Here is a 2,834-nt window from a genome sequence, read left to right on the forward strand (position 1 = left end):
CGACCCAGACCGCCCGTTAGTGACGGGCGCGGTGTACAACGGTTTACACACGCCACCATACCCATTACCAGAAAACAAAACGCGCACCGTGTTCAGAACCCAAAGCCATAAGGCTGAAGGTTACAACGAAATGTATTTTGAGGATGAGAATGACCAAGAAGAGGTTCACTTCCGTGCTCAAAAAGACATGAAGACCAAAGTGCTCAATAACCGTTACCGAGATATCGGTAATGATGAAGAGTTAAAAGTCGGCAACAACCAAGAAAATAATATCTTAGGCGACCGTAAAGAAGTGATTGATGGGCATAAAACCTCCATCACTAAGCAAACCTTTATGGAGCAAGTTGAGGAAGATGTTCACGTTACTTACAACGCGAATGAATCCGAGAAAATAGCCAACAACCGAGATTTGTACATCGACGAAAATCGTCAAACTTTGATTGGTAAAGACGATTCTCTGGATGTAGGGCAAGACCAAAACACGGTAATCATGGCATCGCGCTCTATTGATGTGGGGGCTGACGATACACATAGCATTGGCAATAACCTCAGTGTCGAAGTCAACGGCAATACCTCTATCCGCTCTGATGGCGAAACCGCGGTGGTCTCAGCGGATGAAATCAAGCTCTTCGTTGGCGCATCCAGCTTAGTGCTAAAGAGCAGCGGCAACATCCATTTAAACGGTACCTCCATTACGATTGATGGTGCGAGTAGTGTCACCGCAACGGGTGGAAAAGTAGACATCAATCCGGGCGGCGCGGCAAACGGCAACAGCAGCGTTTCTACAAGGCGTCCTAAAGGATTATCTATAGCGAAGAAAACACCACCTGTTATGTCTCCGGCCGCTTATAAAGGTTTTGTTGAAGACGGTGGCTTAATGCAAGAACTGTGTGATTGTGGGAGCGGTAAAACATGTCAAATACACAGCTAAATCCAAACTGGCGAATTCAAGGTAATGCCCAACCGAACCTAATTACGAATCAACAAGCGTACGCGATTATCGAACCTCTTCTTTGGCCTGAATGGAAAAAGAAATTGGAGGCGCATCTTGAGTCATTCGAGGTTATCCCGTTGATGGCTGGTACTCGCCTATCACACCTCAATGAGGGGCCTGTCTTAGTTTCTATCGGGTCATCAGAAGAGGCACTTCAGGCATGCGTAGCTAAGATGAGCCAGACACCTTGTGGTTGTTTGGTTTGGAGTTCGCCATCTCACTCTTCTTCGGAGGTTGCAGCCTCATTGCGTCAGCGTCTCTTTGTGTCGCGCAATCAAGGAGAAGCATTGTTTCGATTTTATGAGCCCAGAACTCTAGTACCTTTAATGGCAGCATTAAGTGATGAGGAGCGACGACAAATGTTTCCTTTACTCTCATCTCTGCATTGGCATAGCAAACAATGGCTAAGTATTAACTTATCCCACGCTAGTGAGGCTACTACGTCAATTCAACCTTGGACACTCTCGCAAGAACAACTGAGCACAATGCAAAACATTGCGCAGCAATGGTAATGGACGCGTTTCATGAGTAACAAAACCTACGTAATTAAACCCGGTGACACCCTTATTGGCATCGGTATCGAACAAAGTGTTAACTTCAACATCTTGTTAGAACTAAACCCCAAGTACCAACCAAATCCTGATTTAATCCAAGTTGGCGATACCTTAATCCTTCCTAGTCAGGAAGAAGAAGAGCCTATCCCTGTCGAGTTTCCGGTAGAGCCAATCGCCAAAATGTGTCCAAAAGAGAAAGGGACAATTGTCGCGGCGCCTTTGTGTGAGCCAAAGGAAATTGAAGATATCATTTTTGCCACGGGTGAATCAGCGAACCGATTCTATTGCCTAACGAAAGAATCGGTTGAAAAGCTTGATAAGGAAATCGAAGAAACGACGAAGTTATTTCAATGCTACTGTGACCTAGTCCATCAAGCTCCAACGGGCAAAGAAACATGGGCTGAGTTGGAAAAGCATACGCAAAAGCGAGAAGCCCTATGCGCCGACCTGATATACGCAGGCATATTGCCAGATCCCAGCCGTAAGAATCCAGCAAGTGTCAAAGCAGAACAGTCTCGAAAAGAAAAGGTTGAGAGAGAAAAAGCTTTAGAAAACCAGCGAATGGCTAACGCTAAAGTAACCGAGTTGAAAAAGCGTATCCGCTACATTGAGGAATACTCAAATTGGTTTGGCTCTGAAGACTCAGCCATTGAGCTAAAAGAGCGTTTGACTGCAACAGTCGTACCAAACCTTAAGAAAGAGCTTGCGACGTGGGAAAAGATGGCCAAAGTCCCACCAACCAAAGAGAGCTCTTCTGGCAAGCCTGTTGATGCTAAAAAAATGGCGGTAAAAGAGAGAGCATTGGATGGCATTGTAACAAATACTGGGGTTAGAGAGTTGTACTCGATTAATCGCGGCGTTTACACCTATGTTCGAGAAGCATTCTTTCAAGAGGAAACTACCGTTCGTAATAGTTGGCGAAATACCTCTAATACCAACAACGCAAACCGAGCATTACGTACGGGAAATATCAAAGAATTTGGTAAAGCTATCGCTGATGACATTACAAGCGACCTTGAGCAGAAAAAGCTTGGCCCTGATATTAAAGCCAATCTTGCGAAGTGGCAGGCGCCCGGCGGAAAAATTGCTGAATGGAAATCGACGGATACACTCTTGCGCGACGATGAAGGCAATACAATGTTTGCGGTGAGTTCTGAGGCGCAACTTGGTCGCTGGGGAATGCAAGCGGCTGTCGATGCTGAGTTAAACCCATTTGAGAAAGATGAGCACGGTAATGCGAAAGGAAACGTAGATTTAGGTGTAGGTGCTTCTGCGGGCTTTTCTGC

At 45.8% G+C, this 2,834-nt stretch carries 3 protein-coding genes; all 3 read left to right on the top strand.

The features are described 5' to 3' along the window. On the top strand, positions 1-931 hold a 931-nt coding region (locus tag OH459_RS27820), incomplete at its 5' end, for a bacteriophage T4 gp5 trimerisation domain-containing protein (protein WP_443088663.1). Continuing rightward, entirely contained in the window at positions 913-1,506 is a 594-nt protein-coding gene (locus OH459_RS27825) for a DUF4123 domain-containing protein (protein WP_269989823.1), read from the top strand. The genes OH459_RS27820 and OH459_RS27825, both read left to right, overlap by 19 nt. Positions 1,507-1,518: 12 nt before the next feature. Next, on the top strand, positions 1,519-2,834 hold a 1,316-nt coding region (locus tag OH459_RS27830), incomplete at its 3' end, for a LysM peptidoglycan-binding domain-containing protein (RefSeq protein ID WP_269989824.1).

Source organism: Vibrio sp. MM46 (assembly GCF_027587135.1).
In the GTDB taxonomy this organism is placed as follows: domain Bacteria; phylum Pseudomonadota; class Gammaproteobacteria; order Enterobacterales; family Vibrionaceae; genus Vibrio; species Vibrio harveyi.

Bases quoted from the DNA above. Each gene is read 5' to 3' on its own strand.
- OH459_RS27825 (WP_269989823.1), top strand. From the start codon at position 913: ATGTCAAATACACAGCTAAATCCAAACTGGCGAATTCAAGGTAATGCC.